The sequence below is a fragment of the Streptomyces sp. 130 genome (assembly GCF_007096885.1).
In the GTDB taxonomy this organism is placed as follows: domain Bacteria; phylum Actinomycetota; class Actinomycetes; order Streptomycetales; family Streptomycetaceae; genus Streptomyces.
Genome location: NZ_VJNO01000012.1, coordinates 121,663 through 139,976, shown reverse-complemented (window position 1 = coordinate 139,976; position 18,314 = coordinate 121,663). Strand labels below are relative to the sequence as shown.

The window sequence follows — 18,314 nt, the reverse complement described above, 5'->3', positions numbered from 1 at the left end:
CGCCTCGGGGAGCCCGGGATGGGTGGGAAACACGGACCGGGCGCGCCCCTGGGGGCCGAGCGACCGGGTGGACTCAGGCGGCGGGGAGCCGCCGGTCGAGCAGGGGACGCAGGACGGCCGTCACCTCGGCGGTGTTCGACTCGACGACGAAGTGGCCGCCGGGAACGGTCAGGCTGTCCACCCGGCCCTTGGAGAAGTCCCCCCAGGCGCGGGCGGAGTCGGGGGTCACCACCGGGTCGTCCGCGCCGGCGATCGCGATCAGGTCGCAGCTCACCGGTGCGGGACACGACCGGGCGTAGTCCTCGAACAGCTCCATGTCGGCCCGCACGATCGGCAGCAGCAGATCGCGCGAGGCCGGGTCGTCCAGCAGGTGGTGCACCGGACCGCCGTAGCGGGCGGTGAAGGCGGCGAGGAACGCCTCGTCGCCGAGCCCGGCGATCGGCGGCAGCAGCGGCAGCAGACTGGGCGCCGCGCACGACAGCAGCACCACGGCGGCCGGCGGCCGGCCCACCGCCTCGGCCCGCCGCGCCAGTTCGAAGGCGACCAGCGCTCCCATGCTGGAGCCGAGCAGTACGAACGGATGGTCCCAGCGGTCGGCCAGTTCGCCGCAGAGCAGGTCGACCATCCGGTCCATGCTCCGTACGAGCCGCTCGCCGGGGCGCAGCAGGTGCCCCGGGTAGTCGGTGGTGACGACTTCGCAGCCGGGCAGCGCACCGGTCCAGGAGCGGAACGCCATGCTGCTGCCGCCGGCGTACGGCAGGCAGAAGAGCAAGGTGGCGTCCCGGTCCGAGGAAGGGGATGTGGGCACAGGGTTCGTCATCTCGTCATCCGGTCCGTCGGGCGTGTCGTCAGAGGGCGTGCGAAGGCGGCGAGTTCGCGCAGGGTCGGGTGCTCGAAGACGTCCTGGACGGCCACCGGCCGCCCGGCCAGCACGGTGAGCCGGGCAGCCAGCCGCATCGCGGCCAGCGAATGGCCGCCGAGCTCGAAGAAGTCGTCCTCCGCGGAGAGCAGGTCGAAGAAGTCGTCCTCGGCGGTCACCTCGGCGCGGCCCAGGACCTCCCGCCAGATCCCGGCGACCTCCGCCTCGAACGCCTCGGTGAGCGGCGCGGACCCCGCCCGCACCGGGCGCGGCTCCGGCAGCAGCGACCACCGCACCTTGCCGCGGGCGCTGCGCGGGATCGCCTCGATCAGCTCCACCACCGAGGGCACCGAGCCCCGGGGCAGCCGTGCCCGCAGGTGGTCGCGCAGCCCGGTGCCGGTGGCGCCGGGCGCGACCGCGTATGCGACGAGCCTGGCCCGGGTGCCCTCGCCGTGCGGCGCGGCGACCGCGTCGAGCACGGCGGGGTGCCCCCTCAGCACCGTCTCGACCTCGACCAGGTCGATGCGTACACCGCGGACCTTGGCCTGCCGGTCGGCGCGGGCCACCCAGTGCAGGCGGCCGTCCGGCGTGTACCGGCCGAGGTCGCCGGTGCGGTGCAGCCGTTCGCCGTCGGCGACGCCCGGGCGGTGGACGAACCGCTCGGCGGTGGCCTCGGGGTCGCCGAGGTACCCGGCCGTCAGATGCGGTCCCGACAGGTGGATCTCGCCCGTGAAGCACGGCGGCAGCAGCTGCCCCGCCGGGCCGAGCACCCAGGCGCCGACGCCCGGCAACGGCCGCCCGCCCGGCATCGTGGTGGCGCGCACCAGGGCCGGGTCGGTGCGCCCGGAAACGCTCACCATGGTGGCCTCGCTGGGCCCGTAGTCGTTGTGCGGGACGCAGTCCAGGACGCGCACCACCAGCTCGGCGACCGAGCGGGGCAGCGCCTCGCCGCAGCAGCGGACGGTGCGCAGCGCCGACCGGACGCCCTGCCGGTCCAGCTGCAGCGCGACGGCCTCCAGGACGCCGGGCACCGCCGCGAGCAGGGTGTCGGCGCGGCCGTCGGCCAGCACCGACGCCACCGCGTCCACCGGGTTGTCCTCCACGCCGTCGGGGATCACCAGCTCGGCGCCGGCCGCGAGCGTGGTGAAGACGTCCCGCATCCCCGGGTCGAAGCTCGGCGGCGGCACCTGCACCACCACCCGGTCGCGGTCCAGCTCGGCCGCGCCGCGCAGCACATGGCCGGCGAACGCGCCCATCGATGCCGCGACGGCGCGCGGCCGGCCCGTGGAGCCGGAGGTGCTGACGACGTAGGCCGTGGCGTCCGGGCCGGCCGCCCACCCCGGCGGCACCTCGGCGGCGCCGCCGGTCGCGACCCAGCGCAGACCGGGAACGCGCGGCTGCTCGCCGGGGCCGAGTACACCGGTGGTCACCTTCAGCTCGGCGAGCAGGTCCACGGCGCGTGCGGAGAGCGGTCCCGGCTCCAGGACGAGGACGCCGGCCCCCGCCCGCCACGCGCCGACGACGGCGAGCACCGTGTCCGCCCGCGCCGCGCAGGCCACGGCCACCACCTCGCCGGCCTCCGCGCCCGCCTCGCGCAGTGCCGCCGCGACCGCTCCCGAGCCGGACCACAGCTCGGCGTAGCCGATCCGGCGCCCGGCCGCGGTGACGGCGGTCCGCCCGCCGTCCCGCCGCGACCAGCACTCCAGCGCCGCCAGCAGATCGGGCGGGCCGGCGGCCGGCAGGGCCGGGCCCACCGACCGGGCCGCGACCTCGGCCTGCCGTTCGCCGTCCAGCAGCGGCAGCTGCCACAGCCGGGCCTGCGGGTCGCGGACCAGCAGCCCCAGCACGTGCAGATACGTCCGCCAGATCTCCCGGACGGTCTCCTCCTCGAACAGGTCCACCGCGTAGGTGACCAGGCCCAGCAGGCCCTCCCGGTCCGGCACCAGCATCACGTTGAGGTCGAACTTCGCCGCCGAGGTGGTGTCCCACGTGCGCCGCACCGCCAGGTCGCCGAACACGACCGGGGGGATCGGCACGTTCATCAGCTGGAAGGCGACCTGCGCCAGCGGGTTCCTGGAGCGGTCACCCGACGGGCTCAGCTCCTGCGCCAGCTGGTCGTAGGTGACGTACTCCGCCGCGTACGCCGCGAGCGTCCCCTCCTTGGCCTGTTCGACCACCTGGGCGAGCGTCGGGTCGCCCTCCAGCTCGAAGCGCAGCGGCAAGGTGTTGACGAAGAAGCCGACCGTGCGCGCCACGCGCGGGTCCGCCCGGCCGGAGGTCTGCGTGGCGATGACCACCTCCGTCCGCCGGTCGTAGTGCGCGAGGTCCGCCGCGAATCCGGCCGCCAGCAGCATGAACAGGCTGTTGCCCGAGGCCCTGGCGGCCTCCCGCAGGGCGGCGGCCAGCTCGGCCGGAAGCTCCAGCTCCAGCGTCCGCCCCCGGAAGGAGGGCACCGGCGGACGGGCGGTGTCGGTCCGCAGCGAGTTGTCCGGCTCGGCCCCGCGCAGCCGCTTAAGCCACCGCCCCAGCTCGGCGCGCGCCTCCGGCGTGCGCTGCCGAGCGGTCTGGAGCGCGGCGTGCTCGTGGTAGGGCAGTCCGGCCGGTTCCGGCGCCGGTCCGGGGCCGAGCCGCCGGCTGTAGAGCCGTCCGAGGTCCTCCCACAGGACGCCCAGCGACCAGCCGTCCGCCAGGATGTGGTGGATGAACAGGGTCAGCGTGTGCTCGGCGGGCCCGGTACGGCACAGCAGGACCCGGAAGAGCGGCCCCGCCGACAGGTCCATCGGCTCCCGCCGCGCCGCGGCGCACCGCTCCAGGACGGCCCGCCGGGGGTCCGGCTCGCCGCTCAGGTCGGCGTACTCGAAGCGGGGGACGACCCGGTCGGCGACCCGCAGCACCAGCTCGTCCCCCTCCTCGCCGAAGGTGGTCCGCAGCGCTTCGTGCCGGGCGGCCAGGTCGCCGACCGCCCGCCGCAGGACCGGTATCTCGAGGCTGCCGGTCAGGTCCAGCGAACTCTCGATGTGATAGGACCAGTTGTCCGGGTAGAGCCGGTCCAGCAGCCACAGCCGCTGCTGCGCCGGGGCCGCGGGACCGGTGATCACGGTCATTCGCCCGCCTCGGTGGCGGTCGTCAGCCTGCGGTCGATCAGCTCCGCCAGTTCGCGCACGCTCAGCCCGCCGAGGATGTCGGCGGGGGCCACCCGCACGCCGAAGGCGTTCCTGATCCGGGCGACCAGCTGCGTCGCGTAGAGCGAGTCGCCGCCCAGGTCGAGGAAGCGGTCGTCGCGCCCGATCTGCTCGATGCTCAGCAGACCGCCCCACAGCGCCCCCAGGCGCTCCTCGGTGTCGCCCTCCAGCGCGGTGAGCGGGTAGGGCAGTTCGGGCCGCGAGTGGACGCCGGAGCTGCTCGCGCCGCCTTGCAGGACGTGGCCGGCCACGACGAACTGGTCACCGGTGGCGGCCAGCACCCGCCGGCTGACCAGGACGTGCGCGGGGCCGGCCCCCAGCGCGTCGCGGAACGCCGGCACGCCGCGCCGCGCGGTGATGCCCCCGGTCCCGGCCGCCTCGCCGGCCTCGGAACCGTGGCCGGACACCGGCTCGTTGCCACCCGGCCGGACCACGACGACCTTGCCGATGTGGTGGGCCCGGGACATGAACGAGAAGGCGTCGTCGGCTTCGTCCACCTCGAACGTCCGCACCGGCAGGGGGGTGACCGCCCCCTGCTGGAGGAGTTCGACCACCGAGCGCCAGGCCCGCTCCCACGCGTCCCCGTCGATCTCCGGGTTGTACGCGCTGAAGGTGCGCCCCGAGGCGAACAGCCCGAGGTCCAGCGGGGTGCCGGCGAGGATGTCGCGACGGCCGATCTCGACGAACCGGCCCCGGGGGCGCAGTGTGCGCATGCCTGCCGGGATGAACTCCCCGGCCAGCGAGTTGAGCACCACGTCGACGCCGCCCGCCGCCAGCGTCCGCGCCTCGAAGTCCAGCGAGCGGGAGTCCATCACCAGGGTGGCGCCCAGGTCTTCGACCACCTTCCGCTTGGTCTCGTTCCCGGCCGTGGCGAACACCTCGGCGCCGCGGTGGGCGGCGATCTGCATGGCCGCCAGGCCCACCCCGCCGGCCGCCGCGTGCACCAGGACCCGTTCGCCGCGCGCCAGCGCCCCGACGTTGACCAGGCAGTCGTAGGCGGTGGTGAACGCGACCGGGACGGACGCCGCCTGACTGAACGTCATCCCGGCCGGGATCCGGCAGGCGAGCGCGTCGCGGACCACGACGTAGTCGGAGAAGCAGGACGCGCCGATCGCCATCACCGGATCGCCGACCCGGAAGCGGGTCACCCCCTCGCCGACGGCGGTCACGACGCCGGCGCACTCGAGGCCGAAGCGGTGGTCCGGGCCGGGTGCGTCCAGGGCGCCCGCCGCGATCAGCACCTCCTTGAAGTTCAGGCCCGTCGCCCGCACCTCGACCTCGATCTCGCCGGCGGCGGGCTCGGGCCGCTCGGCGGGCACCATGCGCAGGGCGCTCAGGTCGCCCGCCTCGGTGGAGACCAGGCTGCGGTTGCCCGCCGCAGCGGGTTCCGGGTCCGCCCCGGCGCCGAGGTCCGCCGCGACCCGGCCGGGGTCCACCTCGCGCAGCGCGTAGCCGGTGATGTCGAGGACCGGCTGCCCGGACTCGTCCTGGACGCGCACGTCGAAGAGCAGCGAGCCGTTCTCGCCGGACTCCCGGTGCGTGATACGGCTGACGATCCGGGCCGGCATCGGGGCGTGCACGGTGATCCGCTCGTAGGACATCGGCAGGTGCACGCGGTCGCTGACCCCGGACACCAGCGCGCCGGCGGCCGTGTCCAGCAGGGCGGGGTGGATTCCGTAGCGGCCCAGGTCGTCGGCGAACCGCGACGGGAGCCGGCAGTCGAGCAGCAGCTCGTCCGCGCCACTGCGCCAGATCCGCTCGATGTTGTCCCAGCGCGGGCCGAAGGCGATCAGGTCCGAGCCCGGCAGGCTGCCCGGCTCACCGCTGCCCGCCGGGATCACCAGCCTCTCCGGCGGCGCGCCACCCGGCGTGCCGGGCTCGATCCGGCCGACGGCCTGGCGGTACCACTGCCCGTCGGGACCGAGGCCGGAGACGGTGACCGTCACCTCGTCGTCCCCGGCGGAACCGTTCACCCGCACGGTGAAGGTGAGCGTGGGGCCGGGGGAGCTGAGCGGCCGCAGCAGGTCCAGCTCGGTGATGTCGAAGCCGGCGGTGCCCAGGTGCGCCTCGGCGGCGGCCCGGATGAACTCGACGACGGCGGTGCCGGGCACCAGGGACCGGCCGGCCACCCGGTGCTCGTCCAGTATCCAGTCGCGGCCCTGCCGCAGCTCACCCCGGAAGACGCCGTGATCCCGCCCTTCGGCGCGTGCGGAGAACACCGGGTGAGCGAACGGGCGCCAGACCTCTTCGTCCGCCTCGGCGGCGGCCGTGGTGCGCGAGCGGGTGGCCTCCTTGACCGCCATGCCGCCCTCGGTCCAGGCGTCGAAGCCCAGCGACACGGTGCGGCGCCCGGCCGCGGTGCGCCACTGCGCGAAGGCGTCGAGGAAGGCGTTGGCGCTGCAGTAGTCGGTGTGGCCGAGGCCGCCGACCACCGCGGACATCGAGGAGCAGTAGGCCGTCCACTCGGTCGTGGCGTCGGCGACCACCTCGTCCAGGACCAGGGCGCCGTCCACCTTCGGCGCCATCACCCGGCGGACGTGCTCGTCGTCCAGCACCGCCGCCAGCCGTCCGCTGGGCACACCGGCGGCGTGCACCACGCCGTGGAAGGGCCCGTAGCGCTCGCGCACCTCGCGCATCGCCTCGCGGTCGGCGGCGTCGGCCCGCACACAGCGCACCGCCGCGCCCGCGCGGCGCAGCCGGAGCAGCGCCCCGGCCCGCTCCCGCCACTCCGGCGAGGCGGCCGGGTCCTCGGCCACGCGCTCCCACTCGTCCTCGGCCGGCCACGCCGACCGGTGCGTCAGCACCAGTGTGACGCCGGCCGACTCCGCCGCGTCCTCGGCCAGGGCGAGGCCGATCGCGCCCAGTCCGCCGGTGATGAGATAGCTGCCGCCGTCCCGCCACGGCCGCCCCGCGGTCAGCGCGGGCAGCGGCTCGTGGGCCAGCAGCCGGCGTATCCCGTCGCGGTGTGCGACGGTGCGGGCCGTCAGGGGCCTGCCCAGCTCGGCCAGCACCAGCGCGGCGGCGGCCTTCGGCTCCACACCCGCCGACAGGTCCAGCTCGGCCAGGCGCACCGTCGGGTACTCCTGCGGCAGCACCCGGCAGGGGCCGGTCAGCAGCGCCGCCGCCGGGTCGACCGGGTCGCCCGCCGCCACCTGGTGGCGGTCGGCGGTCACCACCAGGACGTCCAGACCGCGCTCGCCGCGGTGGGCGGCAACGCCGCGCACCGCCGTGACGAGCGGCCAGAAACCCTGCTCCATCGCGTCGGTGACGCGCCCGGCGAGCCGGCCCTCCCCCGCACACCGGTCGGGAAGCCCGGCGAAGACCACCGTGTCGACGTCGTACGCGCCCCCGGCGAGGAGCCCGTGCAGCAGCCGCAGGTCGTCGTGGTCGCCCGGGCGGACCACCAGCCGGGAGCCGGCCGGGTCCAGTTCGAGGCGGCCTCCGGGCAGCAGCGGCACGACGCTGTGCCCGGCCGCCTCCAGCGCCGCCGCCAGCGCGTCGGCGGAGGCGGAGACCGCGGGCCGCGGCAGCAGCACGCGCCGGGGGGCGGCCGGCGCCGGGGCGGCGTCGGGCGGCGGCGCGACCCGCCAGCGCGGTACCTGGAGCCAGCCCGTGAGCCGGGACGAGCGCCGCAGGTCCGGCAGCGCGACGGGGGCGTGGTCCCGCGTGACGTCGATCCAGTGCTCGGAACGCTCGAACGGGTAGCCGGGCAGCGACACCCGGCGGGGCTCCAGACCGGCGAACTGCCGGTCCCAGTCGATCCGCCCGCCCTGCACCCAGACGGCGCCCAGCAGCTCCGCCGTGGTCTTCGGCGCCCACTCGTCGCGCATCCACGGAGTGACCGGGCGGCTCTCCGCCGCGCCGCCGGAGTTCTCGAACATGCGGGTGAGCGCCCGGCCCGGCCCCGCCTCGACCACGGTGACGGGGCCGCCCTCCAGCACCGTGCGGGCCGCGTCGCGGAACCGCACCGGCTGGAGCATGTGGCGCACCCAGTACTCCGGGTCGGCCATCTCGTCCGGCCCCACCTCCCGGCCCGTGACGGTCGAGACGATCCGCATCGACGGCTTGCCGAACCGCACCCGCGCCAGCAGCGCCCGGTACTCCGCCACGATGCCCTCCATCAGCCGCGAGTGCGCGGCGTTGGAGGTGCCGAGCCGGGTGTGCCGCAGGTCGGTCTCCTCCAGGTGCGCCTGGAAGGCGTCGATCGCCCCGGTCGCCCCGGACACCACGCACTGCCCCACGGCGTTGACCCCCGCGACGTCCAGGTCGCCGGGGAGAATCGCGCGCAGCTCGTCCTCGTCCAGACCGACGGCCAGCATCGCGCCGTCCGGCGTCTCCTCCTGCATCAGGCGCCCGCGGGTGGACACCAGCCGCAGCGCGTCGGACGGGCTCAGCACCCCCGCCACGCAGGCGGCGGCGTACTCGCCGAGGCTGTGGCCGACCATCGTGTGCGGCACGACGCCCGCGGCGATCAGCGAGGTGGCCAGCGCGTACTGGGAGACGAACATCGCGGGCTGTGCCCACCGTGCGCGGCTCAGCCGGCCGGCTGCGGCCTCCTCGCCACCCGGCTCGGGGTAGAGCAGGGTGCGGACGTCGAAACCCGCAATGTCCAGGGCGAGTTCGGACAGCTCGTCGACGGTGCGCCGGTAGGTGGCGTCGCCCTCGTACAGCGCGTGGCCCAGGCCGGCGTACTGCCCCCCTTCGCCCGCGAAGGCGAACACCACCGGCAGTTCGGCCTCCGGAGCCACCCCGCTGATCGCCGCCGAGCCCGAGGCCAGCTGGGCCGCGGCCTCCTCGACGGTGGCGGCGGTGACGAAGGTGCGGTGCCGGAAGCGCTTGCGGCCCCGCGCCAGCACGTGGGCGGCATCCGCCGCCCGCAGCCCGGGCCGTGTGCGCAGCGCCATGCCGTGGGCGGTGCGCAGCGCGGCCAGCGCGTCGGCCGAGCGGGCCGACAGGACGAACGGCAGGGTCCGGGCCTCCTGCCCGTCTTCGGCGTCGCGCGGTACGGGGGCGGGGGCCGGGGCCTGCTCCAGCACCGCGTGCGCGTTGGTGCCGCCCACGCCGAAGGCGCTCACGCCGGCGCGGCGCAGCCCCTCGAACGGCCGGGACTCGGTGGGGATGTAGAACGGCGAACCGGCCAGCTCGATAGCCGGGTTGAGGCTGGTGAAGTTGACCATCGGCGGGATCTGCGCCCGCTCCAGGACGAGTGCCGCCTTGATGATGCCGGCGATGCCCGCCGAGGTGCCCAGGTGGCCGATCTGCGCCTTGACCGCGCCCAGCGCGCAGCCCGCCGCGTCGTCGGCCGCCGGGCCGAACGCCGAGACCAGCGCGGCCACTTCGATCGGGTCGCCCAGCGCGGTGCCGGTGCCATGGGTCTCCACGAAGCCGACGGTCGCCGGGTCGACGTCGGCGACCCGCAGGGCCCGGCTGATCACCTCGGCCTGGCCGTCGACGCTCGGCCCGGTGAAGGTCATCTTCTCCGAGCCGTCGTTGTTGATCGCCGAGCCCTTGATGACCGCGATCACCCGGTCGCCCTCGGCGATCGCGTCCGACAGCCGCTTCAGCACGACCAGGCCGCCGCCGTTGCCGAACACCGAGCCGTTGGCGTCCGCGTCGAACGGGCGCAGCCGGCCGTCCGGCGAGCAGATCGAACCCTCCTCGTAGAGGTACCCGTTGACCTGCGGGGTGTGCAGGTTCACACCGCCCGCGAGGGCGATGTCCGACTCGCCGAGGAACAGGCTCTGGCACGCCAGGTGGACGGCCACCAGCGCGGTGGAGCACGCGGTCTGCACGTTCAGGCTCGGCCCGGTCAGGCCCAGCCGGTACGAGATCCGGGTCGCCAGGAAGTCACCGTAGTTGCCGATGTCCGCCTGCAGGCCGCGGATCGAGCCGTCGAGGTGGTCCTCGGGGTCGAACTCGGGCTCGATGTAACGCAGGTACGCGTGCCGGCCGCCGCCGACGAACACGCCGACGTCACCCGGGTAGCGGGACGGGTCGTAGCCCGCGTCCTCCAACGCGTGCCAGCCGAGTTCGAGCATCAGCCGGTGCTGCGGGTCCATCAGCCGGGACTCGCTGGGGGTGATGCCGAAGAAGTCGGCGTCGAAGTCGCCCGCGCCGTCGACCAGGCTGCTCACCCGGATGTAGTCCGGGTTGGCCAGCAGCCGCTCGGGTATCCCGGCGGCCCGCAGATCGTCCTCGCTGAAGTGGGTCAGCAGCTCGCGGCCTTCGCAGATGCGCTCCCAGAACGCCTCGGGGCCGGATGCGCCCGCGAAGTCGCAGGCCATTCCGATGATGGCGACATCTGTGGGCGCGACCTCCGTCTGGTGGTCAGTCATGGCTGTTGCTCTCCCGTCCCCGAGCCGATCGGCTGCGCCGCGCAGCGGCGAGAATCTGGTCCGGAGTGCGCTGGGCGAACCTCCGGTGGTGGGTGGTGGTGCGTGGAGCGACGGCGGGACCGGTCCGCTCGCGCCGCCCGGAAGCTTCGAGGAATTCGGCGAAGCGCCGGGCAGTCGGGAACCGGAACAGATCGTGCAGCGCGAACTCGCGGTCAAGGACGCGCAGCAGCCGCAGGTAGAGGGGCAGGACCAGCAGGGACGTGCCGCCCGCGTCGAAGAACGACACGGTGGGGGAGCCGACCGGGCGGCCGAGCACCTCCGCCCAGACGTCCAGCAGCTGCCGCTCGGCGGCGGTCGCCGCCGCGGCCCCGGCCCCGGCCGGTGCGGGGCTCGGAGCGGGCAGCGCCGCCCGGTCCAGCTTGCCGCTGCGGGTGAGGGGCAGCCGGTCCAGGAACTCGACGTACGACGGCACGGAATAACCGGGCAGCTCCGCACGGGCGTGCTCCAGCAGCGCCTCCACCGTGAGCGGCCCGCCGTCGCCGGCGTCGGCGGGCACCACGTACGCGGCCAGCGCGGGTTCCCCCGCCGGCACCGGTGCCGCGGTGACCGCGCAGCCGGCGACCAGCGGGTGGCGCCGCAGCACCGAGGCGAGCTCCTCGGGCTCCACGCGGTGGCCGCGGATCTTCATCTGCCCGTCCGTGCGGCCCAGGAACTCCAGTTCGCCGTCGGCCACGCGGACCAGGTCGCCGGTGCGGTAGTGCCGCCCCAGCCCCTCGGCGGGCTCACCGAAGCGGCCCGCGGCCACCGGGTCCTGCCCGGCGGGGCCGAGGTAGCCGAGGGCGACGGCGGCACCGCCGATGTACAGCTCACCCGGTGTGCCGTCCGGAACCGGCCGGCCCAGCGGGTCGAGCAGCAACACCTCCGCCCCGCCGACGGGCCGCCCGATCGGCGGCCGTTCCGGCCAGGCGGCCGGGTCGCCGGCCAGCCGGAAGGCGGTGACGACATGGGTCTCGGTGGGGCCGTACTGGTTCACCACGACGGCTCCCGCCGCCGCGCACAGCCGCCGCACCTCCTCGCTCACCACCAGCGCCTCGCCCGCGGTGATCACCGTCTCCAGCTGCCTCGGCGTGCCGCCGAGCGCCTCGTGGACGGTCGCCAGCTGGTGGAGCACGACCGGCGGGAGGAACGCCGTCTGGATGCCGTCGCGGTTGAACATCGCCAGCAGCTCCTGCGGGTCGCGCCGGGTCTCCTCCGGCACCACCACGAGCGTTCCGCCGCCCACGGCCGCGGTCAGCATCTCCTGCACGGAGACGTCGAAGGACAGCGCGGCGAACTGACTGATCCGGCGCCGCCGGGCGAACTCCGGCTGGGCGGTCTGCCAGCCGATCAGAGCGGCGACGGCCCGGTGCGGCATCGCGACGGCCTTCGGCTCGCCGGTCGAACCGGAGGTGAACAGCACGTACGCCTCGTCCTCCGGATCCGCGCCGTGCCACGAGGCCGGATCCGCCGTCGCCTCGGGACCGTCCGACAGCACCGCCGCGCCGCTGCGGAAGGTCGCCGCGGAGGCGGGCCGGTCGGACAGCAGTACCTCGCCGCCCTGCCAGGCGGTGTCCGCCGCGGGAACGCCGGCCGAGCGGAGCGCGAAGCCGCAGCCGATGCCGCGCACCATCGCCTCCTGCCGCCGCCGCGGCAGCGTCGGGTCGACGGGGACGTACACGCAGCCCGCCGCCCACAGCCCCAGCAGGGCGACCAGCGGGTCGTGGCCGCGCCGCAGGAAGCAGGCCACCCTGGTGCCGGGCCTGACCGCGTGTTCCACCAACTGCTCGCGCAGCCGGGACACCCGGGCGGCCAGCCGCCCGTACGTCATGTCGGTGCCGTCGTGGCTCTGCACCACCTCCGACGGCGCCCGGCGGACCTGCTGGGCCACCAGCGACAGCAGCGGCCGGGTCCGCGCCGCCCCGGCGGCCGGGGCGGCGCCCCGCCGCTGCCGGGCCAGCCGGCCGGCCAGGCTCCGCACGGCCGGCTCGTCCGGGTGCGCGCCGGCCATCCGGACGAGCTCGACGAACAGCTCGCCGTAGCGCCGCGCCTGCCCGGCGGAGAGCACCGACGTCCGGTAGCCGAGCGTGACGGCCGCGCCGTCGCCGAACGGGTCCTCGTTGACGGTGACCAGCAGCTCGAAGTCGGTCTCCTCGCGATAGCGGATGTCCCGCAGCCGGATGCCGAGCGCGGCCAGGCCGTCGTACACGTGGAAGTCGGTGTAGTTGAAGGCGGTCGGGCACAGCCGCCCGAGCCCGGCCTCGGTCTGGATCCGTTCGAACGGGTAGCGGCGGTAGGGGGAGGTCCTGGACTCGTTGAGGAAGGATTCGGCGAGCAGCTCCCGCCACGTCTGGTCGCCGCCGCGCACGCGCAGCGGCAGCGTGTTGAGGAACAGGCCGAGGCCCCGGTCACCGCCCTCGTCCTCGATCCGCCCGCTCGTGACGACACCGGTCACCACCTCGGGCCGGCCGGTGACCAGGGCCAGCAGCGCGGTGTGTGCGGCCAGGTAGGCGGTCTTGACCGGTACGTTCGACGCGCGGGCGAGCGCCCGTATCCGCTCGCCGTACGCCGCGGGGACCGGCACCGTCACCGTCGCGACGGGCGCCTCGGCGGCGCCGGTCGCGGCCTGCCCGCCGGGCAGCCGGGAGGGCTCCGCGCCGCTCAGGTACCGCTGCCAGAAGTCGCGCTGCGCCGGGTCGTTCTCGGCGGCCCGCTCCAGTGCGAGGTAGCGGCCCATGAGCCCCTCGGCCGGGCCCGCGGCCGTCCCGCCGGACAGCGCCGCGGCGTGCGCGGCCAGCAGTTCCGTCATGAGGGAGGCGGCGCTCCAGCCGTCCAGCACGCAGTGGTGCACCGACAGCGACAGCGTCCAGCGCTGCTCGCCCACCCGGTGGACGAACAGCCTCAGCAGACCGGGCTCCGTCCAGTCGAAGGGCCGCTCGCGCTCGGCCGCGGCCCAGTCCTCGAGCCACCGCTCGCGCTCGTCCTCGGGGAGGCCGGTGAGGTCGTCGAGGACGAGGTCCGGCGCGGCGGACGGATGGACGACCTGGAGCGGGGTGAGGGGCCCGTCCGCCACGAACGCGGTACGCAGCACCGGGTGGCGGCGCACCATGGAGGCGAACGCCGCCCGGAGCGCGGCCTCGTCGAGGGCGCCGTCCAGGGTGTAGCTGAGCACGTCGTGGTAGACCCGCTCGCCGTCCAGGACGCTGTGCAGCAGCATGCCCTGCTGGAGCCTGGTCGCCGGGAAGGCGTCCTCGGCCCCCTCCGGCACCCAGCGCACGTCCTCGTCGGCGAGCAGCGCGAACGGCGCGGCCGACGCCCGCGGCCCGGCGTCCAGGACGGTGAGAGCCTCGGCGATCCGGCGCGGTGTACGCAACGCGTAGACGTGGGCCAGTTCCGCGCCCAGGCCTTCGCCGCGCAGCCTGGCCACCAGCCGGACCGCGGTGATGGAGTCGCCGCCGAGTTCGAAGAATCCGTCGTCCGGCCCACAGACGGGCCGGCCGAGCACCGCGGCGACGGCCTCCCGCACCCGGGTGACGCGACGGTCCTCCGTCTCGTCGGCGGCGCCGTCCGCCGCACCGCCGGACGGCTCGGCGAGGGGGTCGGGCAGCCGCGCGGTGTCCAGCTTGCCGTTCACCGTACGGGGCAGCTCGTCGAGCAGGACGACCGCGGCGGGCACCATGTAGCCGGGGAGCCGCCGGGCCGCCAGGGTCCGCAGCTCCCGCGGGTCGTACGGGCCGGGGCCGTCCATCACCAGCGCGGCGGCCAGCACCGGCGGGCGGCCGGGCCGCCGCACCACCCAGGCCCGGGCGGTGCGGACGTGCGGCAGCGCCAGGAAGGCGGCGTCGACCTCGCCGAGCTCGATCCGGTGGCCCCTGATCTTGACCTGCTGGTCGATACGGCCCAGGTACTCCAGCCGCCCGTCCGGCAGCAGCCGCCCCCTGTCGCCCGAGCGGTACATCCGCGCGCCGGGAACGGAGGAGAAGGGATCGGGGCCGAAGGGGTCGCGGGTGCCCTCGGGCACCACGAGGTAGCCGGCCGAGACACCGGGCCCGCCGACGCAGATCTCGCCCGGCACGCCGAACGGCGCCGGCCGGTCCCGCTCGTCCAGGACGTACAGGGCGGTGTCCGGCAGCGGACGGCCGATCAGCCGCCGGGAGTCGGCGGCGTCGGCGGCGGTGAGCGGGTAGAACGAGCTGTGCACGGTGGTCTCGGTGATGCCGTACATGTTCGACAGCCGGGGCCGCTCGTCGCCGTACCGGTCGAACCAGCGGGAGAGCGAGGCGAAGCTCAGCGCTTCCGCGCACAGCACCAGGTGGCGCAGGCTCGCGAACGCGTGCCCGGCCCGCAAGGACGCCTCACGGAAGCCCTCGAAGGCAGTGGGGGACAGGGCCAGCATCGTCGCCCGCTCGGCTTCGACCAGTGCGGCCAGCTCCTCCGGGTCGCGGGTGACGGCCGGTTCCGCGACCACCACCCGGCCGCCGTGCAGAAGGGCGCCGTACAGCTCCCACACCGAGGCGTCGAAGGCGAAGCTGTGCGCGTTGACCCACACGTCGCGGTCGGTGAAGCCGAACAGCTCCCGTGTGGTGTCGAAGAGCCGCACGACGTTGGCGTGCCGGACCTCGACGCCCTTGGGCTGACCGGTGGAGCCCGAGGTGAACAGCACATAGGCGGGGGCGTCCGGGTCGTCGGGCCCGGCGACGGCCGTCACGGTCCCTGGCTCCGGGGCCTCGGTGTCCACCGGTTCGCACGCCACGCCCTCCAGCGGCGGCGCGGTGTCGCCCCGGCGGACCAGCAGGACGGACACCCCGGCCAGGTCGGCGATGCGCTGCTGGCGTCCGGCCGGCTGGTCCGGGTCGACCGGCACGTAAGCGGCGCCGGTCTTGAGCACCGCGAGCACGGCGACCACCAGTTCGGCCGACCGGGGCAGCCGGATACCGACCCGGGAGCCGGGTCCGGCCCCGAGCCGGACCAGCCGGGCGGCCAGCGCGTCGGCCGCCGAGTCGAGCACGCGGTAGGTCGTGTCACGGCCGCCGGCGGTCACCGCGATGTGCTCGGGGTGGGCGGCGGCCCGGCGGGCGATCAGGCGGTGCAGCGTGGCGCGGCCGTCGGACGGCGCGGTGGAGGCCAGCGCGAGCAGCGCCTGCCGCTCCTCCGCGCCGGGCAGGTCCAGGCCGGCGACGGGACGCCCGGGCGCCTCGGCGCCCTGTCCGGCCACCCGCAGCACCTGCTCCGCCAGCCGGCGGGCGGTCGCCTCGCAGAACAGGTCGGTGTCGTAGTCGCAGACCAGCGCCCCGCCCTCGCGGTCGGCCAGGAAGGCGATGTCGCAGCCGGACAGCCGGCGGCGCAGGGACCGGGTGCCCCGCGCGTCCACCGGGCCGACGAGCACCCGGGGCCCGTCGTCGGCGTCGTCCGCCGTTTCGGCCGGAGCGCTTTCGACGGCGGCGCGTACGTCGCCGAATCCGGCGGACGGTCCCACGTCCACGCCGACGCGGTGCACCCGCGCACCACCGTCGGCCTCGATCCGGCCGAGGACCGCGCGCGGGGAGTCCTGGTGACGGGCCAGCAGCACCGCGACGGCGGCGGCCAGGTCGGTGTCCGGCGGCACGCCGTCCAGCCGGACCCGGGCCCTGCGGTACGCGGGCGCGAGCGGTCGTGGAGCGGCGAGCGGGAACGACGAAGCGCCTTCCCCCCGGGCCCCGTCCTCAGCAGGCTGCACGTTTCTCCTCGGCGTGCGACGGACCGGCGGCGCCGGCCCGGCGGATGATCAGACGGTCCATCACCAGCGCGTCCAGGCCGGCGTCCAGGAAGGTGTCCACCGCCTCCCGGGGGGTGCGGACGATCGGCTGCCCCGCCACGTTGAACGAGGTGTTGAGCAGCACCGGCAGCCCGGTTCTGGCCTCGAACGCGCGCAGCAGGTCCCAGAAGCGGGGGTTGTCGGCCCGGGAGACGGTCTGCACCCGCGCCGAGCCGTCCACATGGGTGGTGGCCGGCATCCGGGCGGCGTGCTCGTCCCGCACATGCGCGACGAAGAGCATCGCGGCGAAGGTGTGTACGTCCTCGGGCTCCAGCTCGAACAGCTCGGCGGCGGCCTCGGCCGTCACGGCGGGCGCGAACGGGCGGAACGACTCCCGCTTCTTGACCAGGGCGTTGATGCGGTCGCGCATGTCGGCCCGGCGGGGGTCGGCGAGGATGCTGCGGTTGCCCAGGGCGCGCGGCCCGAACTCCATCCGGCCCTGGAACCAGCCGACGACCAGTCCTTCGTCCAGCAGCCCGGCCACGGCCGAGGCCAGCTCGGCGTCACCGGCCGCCTCGGTCACCCGGACCCCGGCCTCGGCGCGGGCGGCCCGCTCGCACTCCTCGGCGCCGTAGCGCGGGCCGAGCAAGGTGCCGGGCCCCGGCTCCGGGCGTTCGCCGGCCCGCCAGGCCGCGTACAGCGCGGCGCCGAGCGCCGCCCCGTCGTCCCCGGCCGCGGGCTGTACGTGCACCTGGTCGAACAGGCCGGAGCGCAGGACCACCCCGTTGGCCACGCAGTTGAGGCCGACACCGCCGGAGACGCACAGCCGGTCGAGCCCGGTGTCGGCGCGGACCGCCCGCAGCAGGTGGAGCTGCGCGCGTTCCAGGACCGCCTGGAGGGCGGCGGCGATGTCCATGTGCCGCTGCTCCACCGGAGCCCCGGGAGCCCTGCGCCCGCCGAGCAGCCGCTCCAGCTCGGCGAGCGCCGGCCGGTAGGTCTCCTTGTCGAGGTCGGTGACGTTCTCCAGCAGGACCGGGACGCGGTAGGTCCCGTCCGCGGCGAGCTCCACCAGGCGTTCCAGGACGCGGCGGTACCGGCTCGCGTCGCCGTGCGGCGCGAGGCCCATCACCTTGTACTCGCCGTCGCCGAAGCGGAATCCCAGGTAGAGGGTGAAGAGGCCGTAGAGCAGTCCGAGCGAGTCGTGCGCGCCGATCTCGCGTACGGTCTCGAAGCCGTCGGGGCCCGCGGCCAGCACGGTGGCCGAGTGGCGCTCGCCCAGCCCGTCGGAGACCAGCACCAGGGCGCGGTCGAATCCGCTGGGGAGGTACGCGCCGGCGGCATGGGCCAGGTGGTGCGGCACCGGCAGGAACCGGCCGCCGAGATCCGTGCCGAGCGCCTTCTCCGCGACGGCCCGGTTGGCCTCGGGGGCGAGTACCTCGCGGTAGAGGTCGCCGTAGTAGCCCTGCTGCCCGAGGTAGAAGTCGCGCTCGGGCTCGTAGGAGAAGCAGTGGGCGACCAGGTCGAGGTCGTCGGGGCCGATGCCGGCCTCCGACAGGCAGTAGTGGGCGGCTGCCGCGGGGAAGGCCTCGGAGTGCTTCAGCCCGTCGAACCGCTCTTCGGCCGCCGCCGCGGCCACCCGGCCGCCGACGACCAGGCCGGCCGCCGCGTCGGCCCCCTGGAAGATCGCGTACTCGCTCTCCGTGAGCCCGGAGAGCCGGTCGCGTTTGAACCTGCGGGCCCCGTCGAGTCCGCTGAAACCGAGAACACGCATCCCCGGCAGACTTCGCCCTGCGCTGCTCATCGCCAACCCCTCCCCAGGGTCAATGGATGTAATCCAAACAGTGAACGAACAGCCAATGACCATTGATGCGAAGAAACTGCCCGCTGTGAATCGGAATCGTCGTCCGGCGGGAGGCGCGGCCAACTGTAGGTCGGCCCTCCAGAAACTGTCAACGATCAAACAATGCGGTCGTCAACGAATCCCGGGTGTCCGTTTTGGGCGCCTCCGATTAGGTTACGGAAGGGTTAAGGGTGCTGGTTGGGAGGTTTTGCCATTCCTTTGGGGTGCGTGGCCAGGGGCGGGCTCCGGCGCTCGTCCGTGCAGGTCAGGTGGGTGAAATTACCTGTCTTTGCACAGCAGTTGACGCCGGGTCACGTATTGACAGTGC

Annotated in this window: 5 protein-coding genes; all 5 read right to left on the bottom strand. The window is 75.1% G+C overall.

What is annotated here, in order from left to right:
• Window positions 1-73: 73 nt before the first annotated feature.
• From FKN01_RS13425 to FKN01_RS13405, 5 genes are read right to left on the bottom strand one after another with little or no spacing between them, the layout of a single operon-like run.
• Window positions 74-808 carry a thioesterase II family protein gene (locus tag FKN01_RS13425; RefSeq protein WP_185992836.1) on the bottom strand — a complete coding sequence of 245 codons (735 nt, stop codon included), beginning with the start codon at window positions 806-808 and terminating at the stop codon, window positions 74-76.
• Between the two features lie 8 nt (window positions 809-816).
• Window positions 817-3,963, bottom strand: coding sequence for a condensation domain-containing protein (locus FKN01_RS13420; protein ID WP_143619958.1), 3,147 nt, complete (start codon window positions 3,961-3,963; stop codon window positions 817-819).
• A complete protein-coding gene (locus FKN01_RS13415; RefSeq protein WP_143619956.1) occupies window positions 3,960-10,376 on the bottom strand; it encodes a type I polyketide synthase in 6,417 nt (2,138 codons plus the stop codon). Before FKN01_RS13415 ends, FKN01_RS13420 begins: the two co-directional genes overlap by 4 nt.
• Window positions 10,369-16,128 carry a non-ribosomal peptide synthetase gene (locus FKN01_RS13410; protein ID WP_143619954.1) on the bottom strand — a complete coding sequence of 1,920 codons (5,760 nt, stop codon included), beginning with the start codon at window positions 16,126-16,128 and terminating at the stop codon, window positions 10,369-10,371. Before FKN01_RS13410 ends, FKN01_RS13415 begins: the two co-directional genes overlap by 8 nt.
• Window positions 16,115-17,917, bottom strand: coding sequence for a carbamoyltransferase C-terminal domain-containing protein (locus FKN01_RS13405; protein ID WP_143619952.1), 1,803 nt, complete (start codon window positions 17,915-17,917; stop codon window positions 16,115-16,117). The genes FKN01_RS13410 and FKN01_RS13405 overlap by 14 nt, the downstream gene beginning before the upstream one ends.
• Window positions 17,918-18,314: the final 397 nt, after the last annotated feature.